Source organism: Enterococcus sp. HMSC078F03 (assembly GCF_001811595.1).
GTDB lineage: Bacteria > Bacillota > Bacilli > Lactobacillales > Enterococcaceae > Enterococcus > Enterococcus faecalis.
The window spans coordinates 350,562-371,271 of sequence record NZ_KV805602.1 but is presented as its reverse complement, the minus strand read 5'-3'; the positions used below and the strand labels follow the sequence as shown (position 1 = coordinate 371,271).

Here is a 20,710-nt window from a genome sequence, read left to right as displayed (position 1 = left end):
AAGAATCTCTCTCTTAGAGAATAATAACCGTTCTAATTAACTAGTCTATATCATTAAAACTCTCGAGAAAATTATTTTCATGTCAAAATATTCTCGTTTTATGTTCAAATTAAATTGTCTTATGTAAGGGGGAGGTGTCTTTTTATAAACGAAAAAAGATGTTGGTAAAAATACCAACATCAGACAATATAGAGTTGCTTTAATCCATTATATCGAAAGGATTTTTTACCGTTAAAGCTATCTCTCCCATACGTAGTACACATTCTTTTGTCAAAATCTTTTTTTAGATTCCAACTAACTAAAGTCAATAATCACCAGCGTTCACTTCAACTGATGTCCCACTCTCTAAAACTTACTTTTCGATACTTGCGAGTATCTTCTCTGTGTTCATATAACGAAAATCTTCTTGATCGATAAAAACAACCTGCCCCTGACAACCTTCTAAATATTTTTCCACTTTTTCTTTGACACGAGCGACTTGTGGGGTCAACATTAACACATCATACTCTTTATAACCAAGTTTTTCCTCAATCCGACAAACAGGTGCATAATCTAAATCATAAGATAACTCTTTTTCCCTAATTGCTTCAAGTAATTTTGAAACTAACAGCGATGCACTAATTCCCGTCTCACAAATAATCAATATGTTTTTGCTCATAAACTTCTCCTCATTCATGAAATATTTTTATCTAGCAAATCCGATTGGTGAAAATGCTACATAGGTTAGGATAACCACGACAACTAATATACTTGCGACAAGTTTTGTATGTTTCCAAGGTTCAATATTTACTTTCGTATCAAAAGAATTTAAAACAAATTCGCCATCTGGTTTTATTTTAGAAACTACTATTAAAATAAGAATGTCTAAGAAGAAGAGCAGGCTTAAGACATATAAAAAATGGATATCTTTCAAAAATACTTTTGATAGCGCATACAAAACAATATGGATAGCAATTGTCATTTTTGCTCCAAAAGCAGTTGCTTTTTTGGAATAAAATGCAAAAAGTATAATCACTAACAATGGCATATTGTATAATCCATTAAACTCTTGAACAAATTGATACAATCCAGCTGGTGCAAAAGAAATAAACGGTGCAACGATAATTGAAATAATCCCTACAATAACTGTAACTGTTTTTCCCGCACGAGCAATTTGTTTGTCATCTGCTTTCTTATTGATAATTGGTTTGTAAAAATCTAGCGAAAATAGAGTAGAGGTTGCATTTAAAGCCCCCGCAAAGGAAGATAAAATTGCCCCAAAAATAACTGCAGCAAAAATGCCGAAAAGCATTTTTGGTAAAACTTCAGTTACTAAATATGGATATGCGTTATCAGGATTGGACATCAACGCATCCCCAAAAAGATTTCTTGCAACAATTCCTGGAAATACTAAGAATAATGCGCCAAACACTTTGAAAATCCCCACTAAAAAAGCCCCTTTTTGTGCTTCTGCTAAATTTTTTCCTGAAAGTGCTTTTTGAACAATCATCTGATTGGTACACCAGAAATACAAATTATTAAACAACATCCCTGTAAATAATGTTGGCCATGGTACAACAGCAGAATCAATTGCACCTACAGAGTTCAGTAACCATGGTGTGTTTTCAACAACCTGTTCAATCCCACCAATAAAACTGCCATCACCCAGTTTCATTAAACCTAGTATTGGAACCAACAAACCACAAACCAATAAACCAACGCCATAAATCGAATCGCTATTGGCACTTAAAGATAGGCCGCCAATCAGCAGATAAAGAATCCCAACAATACCAATCACCATCGCCACAAGAATGATTGCGACAATAGGTTCGACACCCAACAGCTCATCAATATGAAAAATCTTATTGAATACTAGTGACCCAGAATAAAGAACTACTGGTAAAAAAGAAATCATATAGGTAACAATAAACAAGATTGAAATAATTCGTTTTGTAACTGTATCATAACGAATTTCAATGAAATCTGAAACCGTATTAATACCGTATTTAAAATATTTTGGTAAAAAAATGACTGCCAATGCGACAATTGCAATTGCAGCAGTTACTTCCCAAGCCATTACTTCCATTCCTGCATGATAGCTTTGACCGTTTTGTCCAACAATTTGCTCTGTGGATAGGTTGGTCATAATAATTGTCCCAGCAATCGGTAAGGCTGTTAAGCTTCGGCCACCCATGAAGAAACCTTCTGATCCAGAAGTATCTACACTTCTGGATCGAGAATAGGCAAAAATCCATACGCAGATGACAATTACTAGGAAACTGATTATTGAAAATAGATTCATTGTCTAGCTCCTTCTCGATTAGATTAAAGATCGGTGACCTTTCGGATATAGTTTCGCGCTTTGACGGCATATTCAAACGGATTGGCTTTGGCAGGATCTTGTTCCGCTTCAACTACAATCCAACCTTTATAGCCACTCTCTTCGATTGCTGACCAAATTGGTTTGAAATCAATCATACCATCCCCAGGGACTGTAAAGACGCCTTTTTTCACGGCCTTTAAGAAGCTATCTTCTTCTGTTCTGACTTCCTCTGCCATTTGTTGGCGAATATCTTTGAAGTGAATGTGTTTAATCCGGTCTTGATAGCGCTGATAGATTGCGATTGGATCTTCTCCTGAGAAGACAAGATGTCCAGTGTCAAACAATAATTTAACTTTTGTCGGATCCGTCATTTTCATTAATCGATCGATTTCTTCAGTCGTTTGGACTCCTGTCCCCATATGGTGATGGTAAACAATCTCCATACCTTTTTCATGTGCCAAGTCTCCTAGTTTTTCTAATCCTTCAGCTAGTTTTTGCCACTCTTCATCAGAAAAAATTGGTTTCTCATTAAAAACAGGAGCCGTCATAATTCCTTGTATGCTGTGTCCTTGTTCAGCCACAACAATAACCTTAGCATCCATTGCATGTAAGAAATCTCGATGTTTTTTGAAGTCTTCCGCGGTTTCTTCGAAAGGTTTTGTTGTTAAAAATGTACTAAACCAGGCACTCGCTACTTTTAGTCCACGAATATCTAAATATTGTTTTAAAACCTGTGGATCTTTTGGATACTTGTTGCCAATCTCCGTACCTTTGAATCCAGCTAGCGCCATCTCACTAACGCATTGTTCAAACGTATTTTCGCTTCCTAGCTCTGGCATATCATCATTTGTCCATGCAATCGGCGCAATAGCTAGTTGAATTTGTTTCGCCATTATGTCACTCTCCTACTTCATTTATAGTTGTACCAAACGATTCGTATCAAATGATTCTTGACAAGCTAATGCAATTTTTGTTGATTGTAGACCATCTTCTGCATTAACTGCTGGTTGACGTTTTTCTTGAATACAGGAAATAAATTCTTGTGCTTCTCGAATGAACGCTTCTCTAAATCTTTCTGGAAAGTTTTGAGAGCAAGGTCGCACAATCCCTTGATTATTCATAACAGTCACTAAATTTTTTTCAGGTACTTGCGCTACTCGTAATATCCCTTTGGTGCCCATGATTTCTGTTTCGACATGGTAACCATGTGTAGCATTTCTTCCAGCAACTAGTAAAGCCATTGTTTTATCTTTAAGACTCATCATAGCTGCTCCGGTTTCCAATTCACCGACTTGATCTAATTCTGGATATGCAGCATTTTTACCAATTGCCCAAACTTGTTCTACCTCTTGACCAGTAAACCAACGAACCAAATCAATATCGTGAATCGCCATATCTAGAAATAAACCGCCACTATCATTGTTCATTGCAAACTTAACGAAGCTTTCCAGTCCATCACTCGGATCAATTCCATAACAACGGATTAACGTGACTTCCCCAATTTCCCCATCTTCTACCATTTTTTTCGCATACTGATAAGATTCATCGTAACGGCGCATGAAACCTAACATAAATACTTGCTCGGGATATTTTTCAATAACCTCTTGTGTTTTTTTTATGTCCTCAATTTCAATTCCCAATGGTTTTTCAGTAAATACGTGTTTCCCATTTTCCATAGCTAAACGGACTTGTTCACAGTGGAATCCTGAAGGTGAAACAATAAAAACGGCATCAATTACAGCGCTTTGAACCATTTCTTCATAACTAGAAAACGTATACTTAACACCTAACTCCTTCTGTGCAAATGCTAATTCTGATTCAACTAAACTACAGGCGGCCGTAAGCTCACAGCCACTAACAGCAGAAGATAAATTTTTTGCATGTACCTTGCCTAATCTACCTAATCCTACGATTCCTACTCTAATATTTTCCACAAAACCCCTCCTTTTTTTAAGAATTATTTGGTATATAACGCTGGTTGTTCATCTATTTCAATCATTACTTTTTCCCCTGACTCACGAGACTCATGACAAGCCATCATTGTGATTGCTGCCACGTAGCCATCCCAAGCAGTTGGACCAACAAGTTTATCGTTTTTAATTGAATCAACCCATAACTTAAATTCGTAATCATACGCATCTAAAAAACGCGTTTGCCAGTCGGGCGAAATTGGTGTGTAATTTTTCTCCGCAGCTTTAATTTTGGTATAGGCTGGATCCGTCATTCCGACTTCTGCCGTTTCAAAAACTACGTCACACTTAATGTCGTAGCCAAAACGACAATTAACAAAAATTTCTAAATCAATTGTTACACCTGATTTCGTCTGGAAAATCAGTAATTGAGGATCATGTAAATCTGCATGTGTATGGCTGGTTTTCTTTGGTAAAATCATTTGCACTGAGGCATAATCTTCGGCTAATAGCCAACGAAGAACATCAATTTCATGGATTGCAGTATTACTGATTGCCATTGGCGTCTTATAATTTTCATCAGCGCTTGGATTTCTATGCGCACAATGGAGCATCAGAGCTTCACCATACTGTTTTGATTCAATTGCTTCTTTCAACTCAATGTAGCCACGATCGTATCGACGCATGAAGCCCACCTGTACCAATTTTTTACCATAAGCGACTTCTGCATCTACAATTCGGCGACATCCTGCGGCATCCATTGCTAATGGTTTTTCGCAGAATACGTATTTTCCATGCTTGATTGCTTCCAAGACATATTTTTCGTGTGTTGGGTCCCAGGAAGTAACAACAACAACTTCCACTTCTTCAGAAGCAATTAATTCTTCGCCTGTTTTGAAAAATTGAGCCCCAATCTCCTCAGCAATTTTGCTTGCCGCTTCAACATTAATATCTGATACTGCTGTTACAAAAGCGCCTTGTGTCTTGTGATTAATTCTGTTAATATGTTCGATTCCAATCGCCCCTGTACCAATTACGCCTACTTTTACTTTCAATTATTTGTCCTCCGATTTCTTTATTTTATGCGTATTATGTATACGCTTACAATTTTATTTAGTCAATCATTATTTTCAGAAAGTCATGTCTTATATTTGTACTAATAAAAGATACTTTCACCGCTTTAATCATAGAATCCTCGAAGCTCCTTTGACAGAGCTTCGAAGTAAAACTAGTTTATTTCGCTAGGAGCGTATCGAGCGGTCACAACTTTTCGATGTGTATAAAATTCTACACTGTCTTTTCCGTTGGCGTGTAAGTCACCATAGAAAGAGTGTTTCCAGCCGGAAAAAGCAAACCAAGCCATTGGTGCTGGTACACCTAAATTGATGCCTAACATTCCTGCATCAACATTCTCTCTAAAGTAACGGATAGCTGAAGCATTACTCGTATAGAGGCATGAACCGTTAGCAAATTCTGATTGATTGGTCAGTGTAACTGCTGCTTCTAGATTTTTCACTCGAACAATTGAGGCAACGGGTGCAAAAATTTCATCTTGCCAAATCTTCATGTCCATCGTGACACGATCAAAGATCGTAGGTCCCACGAAGTAGCCTTTTTCAGGAATATTTTCACGGCCATCTAACAATAAGTCCGCTCCTTCATCAATACCTTTTTGAATGTAATCAAATGTTCGTTGCTGCGCCTCTTTTCGAATCACGGGGCCTAAAAAGACTCCTTCTTCCAGACCATTTCCAATTTTTATCGTCTGTGCTGCAGCCTTAAATTTTTCAACGAATTGATCTGCAATAGTTTCTTCTACAACGATCACCGAAGCAGCCATACAGCGTTCACCGGCTGATCCAAAAGAGCCACCGATAATGTCTTTTACTGCACGATCAAGGTTGGCATCTTTTAAAACGATAACATGATTTTTTGCGCCAGTTAGTGCTTGGACTCGTTTCAGATTTTTTGTTCCTTCTTTATAGACATATTCACCAACATTTTTTGAGCCCACAAAGCTAATTCCTTTTACTAATGGATCACGCAATAAAGTATTAACAACATCGTGTGCCCCATAGACAACATTAAAGACGCCACTTGGAAATCCTGCTTCTTCTATTAATTCAACAATTTTTTCCATCAATAATGGCGTTTTTTCGGAAGGCTTCAGCACCACCGTATTCCCTGCTGCTAACGCCATTGGGAAAATCCAAAACGGTACCATCATCGGAAAATTGAAAGGAGTAATTCCCCCAACAACACCGATGGGATAACGGTAATTGGTAATTTCAATATCTGTAGCCGCTGTGGATAGAGAATCACCCATTATTAAATTCGTAATGCTCGCTGCGTGCTCGACATTTTCAATCCCTCGCTGAACCTCACCTAATGATTCTGACAAAGATTTTCCATTTTCAAGCGTAATTAATCGTGCTAGCTCTTCTTTATTCGTCATCAATAAATGATGCAATTTGAAAAGATAGCGGCCACGAACTGGAACACTTACTTTTTTCCATGTTTGAAAAGCCTCATCCGCTACTCTGATTGCTTCTGCAGTTTCTGCTTCACTAGATAATGGAACATTTACTAATGCTTCTTCTGTTGCCGGATTGACCACTTCTTCAAATTCAGTGGCTGCACTTGTTACCCAGCGGCCACCTATATAATTCTTTAAAAATCGAGTCATTTATTTTCCTCCTAAAAAAGTCTACTTATTTTTTTGTTTCTAATTGTTAGTCAATTCGTTCCGATTTAAAATCCACTCGTGTTTTTTCTCGTTATGAAACTTCCAAATTCGTTCAGGTCCTGCCATCACATTTAAATAATAAGAGGTGTAGCCATCTGGCACGCCGACAGGATGATATCCCTTAGGTACCTCCACAACATTTTGATGCTCTATAGTCATCGTTTCATCTATAGAACCATCCTCTGTATATACTCGTTGGAAAACAAATCCTTGCTCTGGATTCAGCTCATGATAATACGTCTCTTCTAAATAAGATTCGTCAGGTAAATTTTCTTGGTCATGTTTGTGTGGTGGATAGCTAGAAAAGTTACCACCTTCAGTGTAGACTTCAACCACCAACAAACTACTGGCAGTATCGACATTGTCTGGTAAAATGTTATGCACTAGTCGTTTATTCTGATATATCCCTCGTTTTTCAACCGTATTTTCCTCAGCGGTAATCACGTGCACTGGCAACTTTTTTTTAGCTGGCGAATAACAAAGGGCCAAACGAACAGTATCAGAAGTTGCTATTAGTTCAAACGACGTTTTTGCTGGAATATAGATACTATCTGTCGGAATTTTTTCAAAAACAGAGGTTCGTTTACCTAAATTCTCGTACCATTTATCGCCCACCTTAACATTGATTTTGCCAGTTAATACGACGATACAAACTTCCAGTTCATTACCAGCTTCTTGATACATTGCTCCATTATCTAATTCAAGAACTTGAAACTCAATATACTGTAAATCAGTGTTGTTTTTTCGAATATTTTGAACTTGTCGAACACCGGGAGCTAGTTCTTTTATCAACGGTTGATGTTTCAATGTTTTTTTCAATTCATTCGCTCCTAACTTTTTGGTTGTATAACGAATACCTAATATTTTCTAGCAGTTGCAAGTTTTTCTTTTTTAACTTGGTATGCTTCTTGAATCGCTGGTTTTTCTGATACTTCAGCAACACCGACATTCCACCAACTACCATCGTAACCAGCAGTCATTGTTTTAGGAAGAACATTTATTTCAATCAATGTCGATTGCATTTGGTTTTTCGCGTCGACAATCGCCTGTTTTAGTTCTTCAATCGAATGGACTTGATACGCTTTGGCACCATATCCTTCAGCGATTTTAGCATAATTGATATTCATAATTTCGCCTTTTGTATTTCTAAATTCCGTCCCTTGACTTATGCCGCCATTCTCCATTTGCAGATTATTAATGCATCCGAACCCAGAATTATTGAACAGAACAATATTGATTTTTTTGTCATATTGTAATGCAGAGACCAGTTCGCTATGCAACATCAAAAAACTACCGTCACCGACTAATGCGTAAACCTCTTGATTAGGATTAGCAAGCCGTACCCCCATTGCACCAGCAATTTCATAGCCCATACAAGAATAGCCATACTCTAAATGATAAGTATTTTCCTTTACAGGATTCCACAATCGTTGCATATCGCCTGGCAATGACCCTGCCGAACCAATCACAATCGCATCATCTTCGACAAAATCATTCAGATGAACGAAAACCTCTGTTTGTGTCAGAGTTGTATTCAAAGAATCAGCATAATCATTTAAAATATTCTGTGTAAAGTGGTTTTTGATTTCCGGATCAAAACCTTTCCGTTTAAAATGAGTTGTTTTTAATCGTTCCCGCTCTTTCACCCATTCGTTCTTCAGTTCAGTGATTTTTTCACCATAAGCCGTTCGATATCCTTCTATCATTGGCAGAATTCCTTCTAAGGTTGCTCGAGCATCTCCCACAATTTGAAACGCTTCCATTTTGTAAGTCTGTGGTCGACTTACGTTAATATTTATCATTTTTGATTGTTCAAAATTAAAAATACTTTTTGATGCAGTGGTAAAATCCGTATAACGCGTGCCAATTCCAATAATCAAATCCGCTTGCTGAACAGCTTTATTAGCAGCCGAGGTACCTAAAATTCCCAAGCCTCCAAGATTATTTTCAAATTCCCATGAAACAGTTGATTTACCAGCATGTGTTTCAACCAAAGGTATCTGATGAACTTGAGAAATTTTCTGAAGGCTCTCACCTGCTTCTGAATACTTGCAGCCGCCCCCCACAATAATTACTGGGTGTTTACTATCCTTTATCAAGTGACTAGCTGTTTCAAGCTCACGAATTGTCGGCATCCGTCGATCGATATAATGAACTCTTTTTCTAAAAAACTCTACTGGATAATCATAGGCTTCTGACTCAACATCTTGTGGCAAACAAATGGTGGCAGGTCCTGTAGTTGCAGGATTGGTCATAACTTCAAATGCCCGTAGCAATGCTGACATCAGCTGTTCTGGCCGATTAATACGATCCCAATAGCGAGAAACCGCTTGGAAAGCATCGTTGGTAGAAAAGGTTACACTTGATTCATGTTCCAACTGCTGTAATACGGGATCTGGTTGCCGAGTAGCAAACGTATCTGCTGGCAGAAACAATACAGGTATATTATTAGCGAAAGCCGTTCCAGCAGCAGTCAATAAATTAGCAGAACCTGGACCAGCAGACGCTGAAACTGCGAATATTTTCTTACGTAAACTTTGTCTAGCAAAAGCGATAGCAGCATGAGCCATCCCTTGTTCGTTTTTTCCACTGTAACTTTTTAAATGTCCCGGATCTTGTTCCAACGCTTGACCAATCCCTAAAACATTCCCATGACCATATACATGAAAGATTCCTTCCACATAAGGTGTTTCTTTTCCATCAATGCTGATATATTGTTGATTCAAAAATTTTAATAATGCTTGTGCTGTCGTTAAACGAATCGTCTTTTCCATTTTATCCACCTTAAATCCTAGCGATCATTTCGCCGTATATTTCCTTCTCCAGTTTAATGAACTCTTTTACTTCTTGCGTCGTTGGTAAAGAATCTGAGCAATTGTTACTTTTGACCATCATCGAAGCTTCCGCTGAGCCAAACTCCAAGCAATCGATAATTTCCCAACCTTCAAATAAACCATATAAAAATCCAGCTGCATAGCCATCACCGCCACCAAATCCCTTGCGTGCCTCCACTGGAAATGGTTTAATTGAAAACTGTTGTTGATCTGCTGTATAAGCTGTTGAGCCTTTCATCCCGTGTTTAATAACGACTATTTGAGCGCCACAATTATGCCAAAAAACAGCGCTTTCATTATCTGTCATATTTGGTTGAATCAATCTTTCAGTTAAATCAAATTCTTCTCTCGAGCCCATAATAATATCTGATTCTTTCGCAACTATTGAATAATAAATAGCGATTTCATCCACATTTTTCCAATTGTATTCTCGATAGTCGATATCAAAAATAATTTTGACGTTGTTTTTTTTCGCTAACATCACAGCTTTTAACACGGCTTCTCTTGAAGGGCTTTCCGCCAAAGCAGTTCCTGAAATTAATAAGGCTTTTGAACGTTTCAAATAATCTTCATCGATATCTTCGACACTTAGTTGTAAATCCGCAGCTTGGTTCCGATACATTAAAATGCTACTTTCTTTAGGTGATAGCATTTCTGTAAAAGTCAGACCCAACTTTTCGCCATGCTGTGCTTTACTTATCTGAGAAGTATCAATGCCTTGCTCATTAAAGTAATCAATAACATATTCTCCGAACTGGTCATCGGATACTTTCCCAATGAAGCCAGCTTTCATCCCATGTTTGGTGATACCCACGGAAATATTTGCAGGAGAACCTCCCACAAACTTTTCAAACATATGAACATTTTTTAAAGGCTTAAATTCTTCTTTAACTTGCTCATTATAGGCAGGGTTAAAATCGATAGCCACTCTACCTAAAAGAACTAGATCAAATTCTTTTGATTGATCAAAGCTAATATAACTCATAGATCCACCTCTTCTTCGTTCTTCTATTATTTACAAACGAATTATAGCACGCTTTCAAAACGCGTGCAACATTAAATTGGCACATTATTTTTGCGTGCATTTTAAAAGAACGCAAAAAAAGAAGCATGAATTGCTTTACAGCAAGATTCACACTTCTTTTAAAGATTATATTTTGTTTTAATAATGATATCTGTAAATAACATCTCTTCTGTTATAAATTTATTATTCTGTAGTTGATTCGCTAATAGTAGCAAAGACCGATAGCCCTGCGTAAAACCATCTTGATCAATTAGAAAATCAACTTGATTTTTTTTCAGCATCTCGATATTTTTCTCAGTTAAATCATAGATAATCACATACGGTCTGTCTTTCCCTGCCCTTTTTTTCAACACACGAGCAATTCCTGCTTGACCTCCTGAAAACACAACGACACCTTTTAAATTAGTATAGTTCTCTAATGTGTCACTTAAAATCTTTTCGACTTCATCGCTCGAATCAAAACTGCTTTGAACACCTGTTAATTTCAATTGTGGAAATGACTGTTTCAATTCTTCAACAAAACCAGCAACTCGTAAACTATTCACACTATTTCCAAAATATCCAGTAATAGCTAGGACATCTCCCTCTCCTTTTGTCAACATTCCTAATAATCCAGCAGCTGTCTTCCCGCTTTTAAAGTTATCCATTCCGACAAAGCACTGACGTTTACTACCAACAATGTCCGAATTGAATGTAATGACCTTAATGCCTTGTTCCGTAAGCTGATTGATTTTTTCCCTAATCGCCACACTATCAACTGGCATGATGGCAATTCCTTTTACACCAAGTTCTAACAAGCGTTCAAGTGCCTGTAACTGCGCCGCTTCATCGACCCCGTCTATTTCCTCTAAAAAGCAATCGATATTTCTTTTTTTTAGATCACCTATAACTGCTTGTAAACCTGATCGAATTGGAATCATAAAAGATGATTTTGCCAATTGTGTCACAACACCTAATTTGATTGCTTCTTCTTTGGCCATCTTTTTTTTCTTCGGAACATAGTTCATTTCTTTCGCTATTGTTTTAATTTTTTCAGCAACCTCAGGATTGATTCGGCCGCGATTATTCAATGCTCGATCCACAGTTCCCCTAGATACTCCTGCTTTTTCAGCAATTTCTTTTATTGTTCCAGCCATTTGTTCTCTCCTTATTTACTTGATTTGCAAAATTATTTTGATTATTTATAAGCTTTCGTATGTATATTCTATCACAATATAAAAAAGCACGCAATTTTGCGTGTTTTATTTTAAAATATAGTTTACTTTAATTTATATTTTAAAAAAAAAGCACCTCAGCTCAGACTGAGGTACTTTTTTAATAAGTTATTTTTTCTGATCATCTTCATCCATTTTCAGAACCGCCATAAAGGCTTCTTGAGGAACTTCCACGGATCCAATTTGTTTCATCCGTTTCTTCCCTTCTTTTTGTTTCTCTAACAATTTACGTTTACGAGAAACATCACCACCATAGCATTTAGCCAGTACGTTTTTGCGTAAGGCTTTAATATCTGAACGCGCCACAATTTTTTGACCAATCGCCGCTTGAACTGGGACTTCAAACTGTTGACGTGGAATTAGTTTTTTCAGTTTCTCAACAATCGCTTTCCCACGCTCAAATGCGAAATCTCGGTGAACAATAAAGCTTAACGCATCCACTTTTTCAGCATTTAATAGAATATCCATTTTCACTAGGCGGCTGGTACGATAGCCAGCCATTTCGTAATCTAAGGATGCATAGCCTTTTGTACTTGATTTCAATTTATCGAAAAAGTCAAACACGATTTCAGATAACGGAATTTCATAAACTACGTTTACACGATAATCGTCTAAGTAATCCATTGTAATGAATTCGCCACGTTTACGTTGTGATAATTCCATTACTGCTCCTACATAATCGTTTGGCACCATGATTTGCGCTTTAACATAAGGTTCTTCCACAGATTCAATCGTTACTGGTTCTGGAAATTCAGCTGGGTTATCAACAACAACGGTTGTTCCGTCTGTTTTATTAACATGATAAATTACAGACGGTGCTGTTGTAATTAACTCTAAATTAAATTCTCGTTCCAAACGTTCCTGAACAACATCCATGTGCAGCAAACCTAAGAAACCACAACGGAAACCAAACCCTAAAGCTTGCGATGTTTCCGGTTCAAATTGTAACGCCGCATCATTTAATTGTAATTTTTCTAATGCTTCCCGTAAATCATTGTAGCGCGACGTATCAATTGGATATAAGCCACAATAAACCATTGGATTCATTTTGCGGTAGCCTGGTAGTGCTTCTGCTGCTGGATTGTCGGCCAAAGTCACTGTATCCCCGACCCGTGTATCTTGAACCGTTTTAATGCTAGCGGTGATATAACCCACATCACCAACCATTAAATAATCACGAGCAATTGGTTTCGGTGAAAAAACGCCGACTTCTGTTACATCAAACGTTTTGCCGTTACTCATCATTTGGATTTTATCCCCAGGACGAACGACACCGTCAATTACACGGATGTTTAAAACGACCCCCCGATAACTATCGTAAATAGAGTCAAAAATCAAAGCCTTTAAAGGAGCCTCAATATCGCCTGATGGAGCTGGTACATACTCCACCACTTGTTCTAAAATATCTTCAATCCCAATCCCTGCTTTGGCACTTGCTAAAACAGCTTCCGATGCATCAATTCCAATTACGTCTTCAATCTCTGTCCGAACACGCTCTGGATCAGCGGCGGGTAAATCAATTTTATTAATAACAGGTAAAATTTCTAAGTCATTATCCAATGCCAAATAGACATTTGCTAGCGTTTGCGCTTCAATTCCTTGCGCCGCATCAACAACTAGAACAGCCCCTTCACAAGCTGCCAAGCTACGAGAAACTTCATAGGTGAAATCGACGTGCCCTGGTGTGTCAATCAAATGGAAAGTATAGGTTTCACCATCTTTAGCTGTATAGTTTAATTCAATTGCGTTTAATTTGATAGTAATGCCGCGTTCTCTCTCTAAATCCATTGAATCAAGTAATTGATCTTGCATTTCTCGACTGCTAACTGTATTTGTTTTTTCCAAAATCCGGTCGGCTAAAGTTGACTTTCCATGGTCAATGTGGGCAATGATCGAGAAATTACGAATTTTCTCTTGTCTTGCTTTCATTTCTTTATTGTTCATTTTTTGCCTCATTTCTTTTAAGAAAAGCTAGCTCCCTGCTAGCTTCATCAATCAATTGTTATATTTTAGTTGCCTTTTTTATCAAATTATCATGTTTAAAGGTCTAGGATAATCAGCACTTTTCATTATACCAATTTTTGAAGAAGATTTAAAGCACTTCCCTTTTATTCTTTTGGTTTCGAAAGGCTAACAGAGTTTCGAAAAATTTGGTATACTAAAAACAGTAAATTTATTGGAGATGGAAAAATGGATGAACAAGAATTTCGAAAGCAACTGACCTTAAAGCCTGTTGAGGAAGAACACATTGATCAATTTAATGAACTTCTTTCCTATGTTTTTCAAGTGACTGAAGCAGATATTGAAGAAAGTGGTTTTGAAAACAAACGCGCATTTATCAAATCAAAACAACCGATTTTAGAACTTTCAAAAGTATTTGGCTGGTTTCACGAAAATCAATTAATTTCACAAATTGCTATCTATCCATGCGAAGTCAATATCCATGGTGCTTTATATAAAATGGGCGGCGTTACTGGTGTCGGTACCTATCCTGAATATGCCAACCACGGTTTAATGAAAGACTTGATTCAAACGGCATTAGAAGAAATGCGCCAAGATAAACAGTGGATTTCTTATCTTTTCCCTTACAACATTCCTTATTACCGACGTAAAGGTTGGGAAATTATGTCCGACAAGTTATCTTTTAAAATTCGGGATACGCAATTACCAAAAACCGTTCCCGTTCCAGGAATGATTGAACGGTTAGCTGTCGATCACCCAGATGTCTTTGATGTCTATGCGCGATTTGCTCGTCAAAATCACGGTGCGCTCATTCGTAGTGCCTTTAACTGGGAAGAATATTGGCGTTTCGAAAACGAGGAAGAACGGACTGCTGCTGTCTATTATGGTGCCAATCAAGAACCTTTAGGAGTACTTTTCTATTGGGTGGCCGATGAGGTATTTCATATTAAGGAAATGTTTTACTTGAACCAAGAAGCCCGAAATGGCTTGTGGAATTTTATTACTGCGCATTTTTCGATGGTTTATTGGGTCAAGGGCGATATCTATAAAAACGAACCATTAGCCTTTCTTTTAGAAGACAGCCAAATTAAAGAAAGCATTGAACCCTATTATATGGCGCGAATTGTTGATGTCAAAGCCTTTTTAGAAAACTTTCCTTTTGAAAGTACAGCTAAGCCCTTCCATTTTGTCGTTAAAGATCCTGTTGCTGAGTGGAATAATGGTATTTTCGGCTTAATTTGGGATGAAAATGATCAAGTGACCATTACGGATGAACCTCTAGGCACCGCCGTTCACTTAGATATTCAAACACTAACTTGTTTAGTCATGAATTACCGACGCCCTTCGTACTTACATCGAATTGAGCGCATTGATACAGATAAAGAAACTTTAAATTCTTTGGAACGGATTTTTCCTGACCAAGAAGCTTATTTCAGTGATTATTTCTAAAACCTTGGATTGGAGACAGACAAATGACAAAAATTTATTTTGCAGGACCTTTATTTTCGCAAGCTGACTTACGTTATAATGCCTATTTAGTCGAACAAATTCGACAATTGGATAAAACAATCGATCTTTATTTACCACAAGAAAATGCGGCGATTAACGACAAATCTGCTTATGCCGATAGCAAAATGATTGCCTTAGCAGATACAGAAAATGTCCTTGCTAGCGATTTATTGGTTGCTTTATTAGACGGTCCAACCATTGATGCGGGCGTAGCTTCCGAAATTGGTGTTGCTTATGCCAAAGGAATCCCGGTGGTTGCCCTTTACACAGACAGCCGCCAACAAGGTGCTGATAATCACCAAAAGCTTGATGCTTTGAACGAAGTCGCTGAAAATCAATTCCATTATTTAAACCTTTATACAGTTGGTTTGATTAAATTGAATGGTCGGGTTGTTTCTTCAGAAGAGGATTTGTTGGAAGAAATTAAGCAACGATTGTCATAATAAAAAAGAACGAGCGAATTCGCTCGTTCTTTTTTTATACTTCTTCTATTGGTTCATTTTCAAAAACTAATTGATTGTCTAATAGACTAATCGTGACTTTTGTTTTTGGCATTACTCGACCAGAAACAATTTCTTTTGCTAATGGTGTTTCGACTTCACGAGTAATGAAACGTTTTAACGGACGAGCTCCATAAGCTGGCTCATACCCATTTTCAGCAATCCATGTTTTAGCTTCATCAGTGATTTCCAACACAATTTCTTGTTGCTCTAAACGATGAGCAAGTTGTGCGGTCATTTTACCAATGATTCCTTTCACATTATCCAAGCTCAATGGTGTAAATAAAATAGTATCATCAATTCTGTTTAAGAACTCTGGTTTAAAGTGTCCTTTTAGAATATTCATGACTTGATTTTCAACTTCTTCTGGAATTGTTCCTTCAGGTGTCACACCTTCCAATAAAAGCTGAGAGCCGATGTTACTTGTCATAATTAAAACTGTATTTTTAAAATCAACGACCCGACCTTTAGAATCTGTCAAACGACCATCATCTAAAACTTGTAATAAGATATTAAAGACATCTGGGTGCGCTTTTTCAATTTCGTCTAATAAGACAATTGTATAAGGGTTTCGACGAACAGCTTCTGTTAACTGGCCACCTTCTTCATAACCAATATAGCCTGGAGGGGCACCAACCAAACGAGACACGGCATGTTTTTCCATGTATTCACTCATGTCAATCCGTACCATATGATCTTCAGAATCAAACAAATCTTCAGCTAAAGCTTTAGCAAGTTCTGTTTTACCAACACCAGTTGGTCCTAGGAAAAGGAACGAACCAAGTGGGCGATTTGGATCTTGTAAGCCTGCTCTTGAACGAATTACCGCATCACTAACAGCATCGACGGCTTCATCTTGACCAATCACACGTTTGTGTAATGTTTCATTCAGTTTCATTAATTTTTCTCGTTCGCCTTCAACTAATTTTGTCACAGGAATGCCAGTTAAACGACCGACCACTTGCGCAATTTCGTTTTCAGTAACCGATTCTTGTACCATTTTGACGTTATCTTTAGCGTTCTTTTCTTCCAATTCTTTCAATTCATGTTCTAATTGTGGAATTGTTCCATGACGCAAAACAGCAGCTCGTTCTAAATCATAATTATTTTCAGCATCTTCTAATTCGTGTTTTGCTTTATCAATCTCTGCACGTTTGTTGGAAACCGCATTAACTTCTTCTTTTTCCGTTTCCCATTGCATTTTCATTGAGTTGGCTTCTTCACGCAAATCTGCTAATTCTTCTTGCAAGTTGGCTAACCGTTTTTTACTTGCATCATCTGATTCTTTTTTCAAGGCCGCTTCTTCAATTTCTAGTTGCATTAACCGACGTGTTACTTGATCGAGCTCTGTTGGCATCGAATTCATTTCCACTCGAATCGTTGCGCTTGCTTCATCGACTAAGTCAATCGCTTTATCTGGTAAGAAACGATCAGTAATATAGCGATCGGATAAAGTAGCGGCAGCAACTAAAGCATTGTCATGAATATTCACGCCGTGGTGAATTTCAAATCGTTCTTTTAAGCCACGCAAAATAGAAATTGTATCTTCTACTGTTGGTTCTTTGACTAATACTTTTTGGAAACGACGTTCTAAGGCTTTATCTTTTTCCATATATTGGCGATATTCATCAAGCGTTGTGGCACCGATTAAATGCAATTCACCACGTGCTAGCATCGGTTTTAATAAATTCCCAGCGTCCATACTGCCTTCAGTTTTACCAGCTCCGACGATATTATGAATTTCATCAATGAATAAAATGATTTTGCCATCACTTTTTTTCACTTCTTTTAAAACAGCTTTTAACCGTTCTTCAAATTCGCCACGGAATTTTGCTCCCGCAATTAAGGCACCCATATCTAAAGAAAAAATGGTTTTATCTTTTAAGTTTTCGGGAACATCTTTACGAACGATTCGTTGTGCTAATCCTTCAACAATCGCTGTTTTACCAACACCTGGTTCACCAATTAAGACTGGATTATTTTTAGTTTTTCTTGATAAAATCCGAATAACGTCACGAATTTCTTCGTCACGACCAATGATTGGATCTTGTTTTCCTGCTTTTACTTGTTGTACTAAGTCAACACCGTATTTTTCTAGTGCTTTATATTGTTCTTCCTGGTTTTGAGAAGTCACACGATCTCCTCCTCTCATCTCTTCAATATTTTTTCTTAACTCTTTTTCCGTAATGCCTTGTTGCATTAAATATTTTGTTAAACGATAATTTTTCAATTTCATTAAAGCTAAAAGTACAATTTCGGTTGATAAAAATTCATCTTGGAATTCTTCTCGAAGTGAATCAGCTTCTTGCAATAAATGGAACAAATTTTGACTTAAATTTTGACCATATTGCACATTACCGCCCGCCACACTTGGATATTCATCTAACGCGTTATCTACTTCTCGTTCAAATGCGTCAACATCTAAACCAGCATCTGTGTAAAAATTACGTCCAAAATGGTTTGGTTGAAGAAAAATTTTCCATAAATGTGCGATATCAATTTCTTGATGTTGCCGTGTCACCGCAACTTTTTGAGCTTCAGCAATCGCCTCTTGAAGCGTGGTTGTCATTTTTTCAATATTCATAAACGATCCCTCCCGTTTATTATTTTGTCTTTTTTATTTTAACATTCTTTACAATTATTATTATCCGACTTTTGATGGATTTCTTCAAAAGTTAAGGTATTTGTAAACCTTATAAATTTATTATACCCCATTGGTCAGTAAAGGTCAATAAATAAATTGACCTTTTTTGACCTTTTTGATAAAAAAAACCTAAAACAACTAAATATCACTGTTTTAGGGCTTTTTCGCAATCACAACTAGTTTGACCAACTCTTTATTGCTTTGATTTATTAAAAATAAAGTTTTAACGTAAGATACTTTTTATCGGCATAGCTAACCAAAATAGCCAAACTGGTTATCGCTAAAAATAATTCGTACTCATAACCACTAAAACCACTTGCCAAACCAAAAGAAAAAATAGCTCCGACTAAAACTGCTATGAATCCTACTGATACCAAAGGAATTAAAAAGCCAATAATCATAAATAATCCACCAATTAATTCAATTGCTGCTACACCATAAACAAAAAGACTTGGCAAACCAATACTAGCAAAAAACGCTAAAGTATCTTCCAATGACGTTACTTTCATCACTCCATGAATTAGCATCGTCACCCCTAGCCAAATTCTAATCACTTGAATGCCTCGCTGTTGTTTATCCATACTTCTCCTCCTTTGTTTGCATTAAATAGTTAATGTAACTATTTAAGTTACATTATAAAGGATAAATCGAAAAAAGTATAGAAAAAAACAAACGTATTTAACAATACGTTTGTTTTTTAATCCTTCAGTTTATAACATTATAAGAGAAAAGCGAGAAGAATCATCCTCCTTCTCGCTTTCTTGTTACCCTAAACCAACACGTTCAAAAATCGTGTCAACATTTTTTAAATGATAATGGTAATCAAAGGCATCATCTAGCTCTTCTTTTGATAAGACAGATGTAATTTTTTCATCCGCATCTAGCAACGGACGGAACGCCGTTTGATGATCCCATGCGTAAGCTGTTTTTGGTTGGACCAGATCATACGCTTCTTCACGTGTCATGCCATGGTCAATCAATTTTAACAAGACACGTTGGCTATAAATTAGTCCATAGGTCGCATCCATGTTACGCTTCATATTTTCTGGGAAGACCGTTAAGTTTTTGACAATATTACCAAAACGATTCAACATGTAATTTAGTAAAATCGTCGTATCGGGAATAATAATCCGTTCAGCAGACGAGTGAGAAATATCTCGTTCATGCCATAAACTCACATTTTCAAAGGCAGTAATGACATGACCACGAATCACACGTGCCAAACCAGTCATATTTTCAGAACCAATTGGATTCCGTTTATGCGGCATTGCCGAAGATCCTTTTTGTCCTTTTGCAAAAAATTCTTCTACTTCACGTGTTTCTGATTTTTGTAGACCACGAATTTCTGTTGCAAATTTTTCAATACTTGTCGCAATTAATGCCATGGCAGAAACATACTCTGCATGTAAATCACGTGGTAAAACTTGTGTCGAAATCTCTTGAGCACGGATCCCCAAATGTTCGCAAACATATTCTTCAACAAATGGTGAAATATTGGCAAAGGTACCTACGGCTCCACTGATTTTACCTGCTTCGACACCTTTGGCTGCATGTTCAAAACGTTCAATGTTGCGTTTCATTTCAGAATACCACAACGCTAATTTCAAACCAAATGTAGTCGGTTCTGCATGAACGCCATGCGTTCTTCCCATCATGACCGTATGTTTATACTCTTTGGCTTTGGCTCCGACAATCTCCGTAAATGTTTGTAAATCTTTCCGTAAAATATCATTCGCCTGTTTCAATAGATAACCATAGGCAGTATCCACAACATCTGTGCTGGTTAACCCATAGTGTACCCATTTTCGCTCTTCACCAAGCGTTTCTGAAACGGCACGAGTAAAAGCGACAACATCATGACGTGTTTCTGCTTCAATTTCTAAAATACGTGCAACATCAAATGATGCATTTTCTCGGATTTTTTGTACATCTTCTTTAGGAATCTCGCCAAGTTCTGCCCAAGCTTCATCCGCCAAAATTTCAACTTCTAGCCATGCCTTGTAGCGGTTCTCATCTGTCCAAATTGCGCCCATTTCGGGTCTTGTATAACGATCAATCATTGTGC

The 20,710-nt window shown here is 37.3% G+C and carries 16 protein-coding genes; 2 read left to right on the top strand and 14 right to left on the bottom strand.

Annotated elements, in window-relative coordinates; genetic code table 11:
• Positions 1-352: 352 nt before the first annotated feature.
• From HMPREF2810_RS14450 to lepA, 11 genes are all read right to left on the bottom strand, one after another.
• Positions 353-676 (bottom strand): PTS sugar transporter subunit IIB, encoded by a 324-nt coding sequence (locus HMPREF2810_RS14450; protein ID WP_002356829.1) that lies wholly within the window; start codon positions 674-676, stop codon positions 353-355.
• A 9-nt stretch (positions 677-685) separates the two neighbouring features.
• Complete coding sequence (locus HMPREF2810_RS14445; protein ID WP_002388280.1) at positions 686-2,281, bottom strand: solute:sodium symporter family transporter; 1,596 nt, start codon at positions 2,279-2,281, stop codon at positions 686-688.
• Between the two features lie 23 nt (positions 2,282-2,304).
• A complete protein-coding gene (gene iolE / locus HMPREF2810_RS14440; protein WP_002384271.1) occupies positions 2,305-3,195 on the bottom strand; it encodes a myo-inosose-2 dehydratase in 891 nt (296 codons plus the stop codon).
• A 21-nt stretch (positions 3,196-3,216) separates the two neighbouring features.
• Positions 3,217-4,236, bottom strand: a complete 1,020-nt coding sequence (gene iolG / locus HMPREF2810_RS14435; RefSeq protein WP_002384270.1) for an inositol 2-dehydrogenase — start codon at positions 4,234-4,236, stop codon at positions 3,217-3,219.
• 23 nt (positions 4,237-4,259) lie between these two features.
• Positions 4,260-5,267, bottom strand: coding sequence for a Gfo/Idh/MocA family protein (locus HMPREF2810_RS14430; protein ID WP_002364407.1), 1,008 nt, complete (start codon positions 5,265-5,267; stop codon positions 4,260-4,262).
• Between the two features lie 173 nt (positions 5,268-5,440).
• Positions 5,441-6,898: a CoA-acylating methylmalonate-semialdehyde dehydrogenase gene (locus HMPREF2810_RS14425; RefSeq protein ID WP_002366984.1), complete on the bottom strand. Its 1,458-nt coding sequence runs from the start codon at positions 6,896-6,898 to the stop codon at positions 5,441-5,443.
• 39 nt (positions 6,899-6,937) lie between these two features.
• Entirely contained in the window at positions 6,938-7,777 is an 840-nt protein-coding gene (gene iolB, locus HMPREF2810_RS14420) for a 5-deoxy-glucuronate isomerase (RefSeq protein ID WP_002384268.1), read from the bottom strand.
• A gap of 38 nt (positions 7,778-7,815) precedes the next feature.
• A complete protein-coding gene (gene iolD, locus HMPREF2810_RS14415; RefSeq protein WP_002384267.1) occupies positions 7,816-9,732 on the bottom strand; it encodes a 3D-(3,5/4)-trihydroxycyclohexane-1,2-dione acylhydrolase (decyclizing) in 1,917 nt (638 codons plus the stop codon).
• Between the two features lie 10 nt (positions 9,733-9,742).
• Positions 9,743-10,777 (bottom strand): 5-dehydro-2-deoxygluconokinase, encoded by a 1,035-nt coding sequence (gene iolC / locus HMPREF2810_RS14410; protein ID WP_002362153.1) that lies wholly within the window; start codon positions 10,775-10,777, stop codon positions 9,743-9,745.
• Positions 10,778-10,935: 158 nt separating this feature from the next.
• Positions 10,936-11,952: a LacI family DNA-binding transcriptional regulator gene (locus HMPREF2810_RS14405; protein ID WP_002384266.1), complete on the bottom strand. Its 1,017-nt coding sequence runs from the start codon at positions 11,950-11,952 to the stop codon at positions 10,936-10,938.
• A gap of 186 nt (positions 11,953-12,138) precedes the next feature.
• Positions 12,139-13,974 (bottom strand): translation elongation factor 4, encoded by a 1,836-nt coding sequence (gene lepA, locus HMPREF2810_RS14400; RefSeq protein ID WP_002362155.1) that lies wholly within the window; start codon positions 13,972-13,974, stop codon positions 12,139-12,141.
• A gap of 246 nt (positions 13,975-14,220) precedes the next feature.
• On the opposite strand from lepA, the gene eis reads away from it, so the two are divergent.
• Positions 14,221-15,441, top strand: coding sequence for a GNAT family N-acetyltransferase (eis, locus tag HMPREF2810_RS14395; protein ID WP_002356813.1), 1,221 nt, complete (start codon positions 14,221-14,223; stop codon positions 15,439-15,441).
• A 23-nt stretch (positions 15,442-15,464) separates the two neighbouring features.
• Positions 15,465-15,944: a nucleoside 2-deoxyribosyltransferase gene (locus tag HMPREF2810_RS14390; RefSeq protein ID WP_002362157.1), complete on the top strand. Its 480-nt coding sequence runs from the start codon at positions 15,465-15,467 to the stop codon at positions 15,942-15,944.
• A 34-nt stretch (positions 15,945-15,978) separates the two neighbouring features.
• On the opposite strand, the gene clpB is transcribed toward HMPREF2810_RS14390, so the two are convergent.
• The 3 genes from clpB to purB form a co-directional block, all read right to left on the bottom strand.
• Positions 15,979-18,585 (bottom strand): ATP-dependent chaperone ClpB, encoded by a 2,607-nt coding sequence (gene clpB, locus HMPREF2810_RS14385; protein ID WP_002362158.1) that lies wholly within the window; start codon positions 18,583-18,585, stop codon positions 15,979-15,981.
• A gap of 269 nt (positions 18,586-18,854) precedes the next feature.
• On the bottom strand, positions 18,855-19,226 hold the full coding sequence (locus tag HMPREF2810_RS14380; RefSeq protein WP_002359784.1) for a DoxX family protein: 372 nt from the start codon (positions 19,224-19,226) through the stop codon (positions 18,855-18,857).
• Between the two features lie 183 nt (positions 19,227-19,409).
• Positions 19,410-20,705, bottom strand: a complete 1,296-nt coding sequence (gene purB / locus HMPREF2810_RS14375) for an adenylosuccinate lyase (protein ID WP_002356808.1) — start codon at positions 20,703-20,705, stop codon at positions 19,410-19,412.
• Between the last annotated feature and the right edge of the window lie 5 nt (positions 20,706-20,710).

Coding starts and splice junctions, on each gene's coding strand:
- HMPREF2810_RS14450 (WP_002356829.1), bottom strand. CDS start 676: ATGAATGAGGAGAAGTTTATGAGCAAAAACATATTGATTATTTGTGAG.
- HMPREF2810_RS14445 (WP_002388280.1), bottom strand. CDS start 2,281: ATGAATCTATTTTCAATAATCAGTTTCCTAGTAATTGTCATCTGCGTA.
- iolE (WP_002384271.1), bottom strand. CDS start 3,195: ATGGCGAAACAAATTCAACTAGCTATTGCGCCGATTGCATGGACAAAT.
- HMPREF2810_RS14425 (WP_002366984.1), bottom strand. CDS start 6,898: ATGACTCGATTTTTAAAGAATTATATAGGTGGCCGCTGGGTAACAAGT.
- iolD (WP_002384267.1), bottom strand. CDS start 9,732: ATGGAAAAGACGATTCGTTTAACGACAGCACAAGCATTATTAAAATTT.
- iolC (WP_002362153.1), bottom strand. CDS start 10,777: ATGAGTTATATTAGCTTTGATCAATCAAAAGAATTTGATCTAGTTCTT.
- HMPREF2810_RS14405 (WP_002384266.1), bottom strand. CDS start 11,952: ATGGCTGGAACAATAAAAGAAATTGCTGAAAAAGCAGGAGTATCTAGG.
- lepA (WP_002362155.1), bottom strand. CDS start 13,974: ATGAACAATAAAGAAATGAAAGCAAGACAAGAGAAAATTCGTAATTTC.
- eis (WP_002356813.1), top strand. CDS start 14,221: ATGGATGAACAAGAATTTCGAAAGCAACTGACCTTAAAGCCTGTTGAG.
- HMPREF2810_RS14390 (WP_002362157.1), top strand. CDS start 15,465: ATGACAAAAATTTATTTTGCAGGACCTTTATTTTCGCAAGCTGACTTA.
- clpB (WP_002362158.1), bottom strand. CDS start 18,585: ATGAATATTGAAAAAATGACAACCACGCTTCAAGAGGCGATTGCTGAA.
- HMPREF2810_RS14380 (WP_002359784.1), bottom strand. CDS start 19,226: ATGGATAAACAACAGCGAGGCATTCAAGTGATTAGAATTTGGCTAGGG.
- purB (WP_002356808.1), bottom strand. CDS start 20,705: ATGATTGATCGTTATACAAGACCCGAAATGGGCGCAATTTGGACAGAT.